This is a genomic window from Dryocola clanedunensis (assembly GCF_038405435.1).
In the GTDB taxonomy this organism is placed as follows: Bacteria; Pseudomonadota; Gammaproteobacteria; order Enterobacterales; family Enterobacteriaceae; genus Dryocola; species Dryocola clanedunensis_A.
Genome location: NZ_JBBYHZ010000101.1, coordinates 1 through 654, shown reverse-complemented (window position 1 = coordinate 654; position 654 = coordinate 1). Strand labels below are relative to the sequence as shown.

The 654-nt window shown below is 67.0% G+C and carries 2 protein-coding genes; one reads left to right on the top strand and one right to left on the bottom strand.

The window, feature by feature from the left end:
• On the top strand, positions 1 to 222 hold a 222-nt coding region (locus AAE045_RS23660; RefSeq protein ID WP_455549749.1), incomplete at its 5' end, for a hypothetical protein.
• Positions 223 to 407: 185 nt separating this feature from the next.
• Here the strand turns inward: AAE045_RS23660 and AAE045_RS23655 are convergent.
• Positions 408 to 654, bottom strand: a 247-nt coding sequence (locus AAE045_RS23655; protein WP_455549748.1) for a DUF3297 family protein, incomplete at its 5' end; no start/stop codon positions are given.

Below are 654 nucleotides of genomic sequence, written 5' to 3'. Positions count from 1 at the left end.
GAATACGGCGGCCGCGCCGCCCTGCCGATCTGGATCGAGTACATGCGCGTGGCGCTCAAGGACACGCCGATCGCACAGAACGAGCCGCCGTCGGGCATGGTCCAGGCCACGCTCAACGGCGCCACCGAGTGGGTCAAGGTCGAAGACATGGAGAAGCTGGAGGAGTACGACTTCAACAGCCACACCCCGCAGGCCGACGACGCCGCGTTCGATATCTTCTGACTGCGTGCGCCGGGTACGCCCGGCGCCCCCCTCCTGCGTATCGTCCGCCCCATCGCCCGGTAGAGCCACCCCATGGGTGGCTGCCCTTCGTCCCTGACGCGAGGGTTCCAGTGGGTCCGCGTAGCCACCCGTGGGGTGGCTCTACCCCGCCACACGTGGATCAGACGTCTCCGGCAGACGTTGGATCAGGCGTCCGGCTTCTGATCCAGGAAGTAGGCCACCACGGTGCCCTTGACCTTGATCGTCATCGGGTTGCCGCGGCGGTCGCGGGCCTTGCCGGCCTGCACGCGGATCCAGCCTTCGCTGACCGAATACTCTTCAACGTTGTCGCGCTCGACATCGTTGAAACGGATGCCCACGCCGCGCTCCAGCGCAGCGGCATCGTGGAAGGGGCTGGCCGGGTTGATCGCCAGGTGATCGGGAGGGGTATCG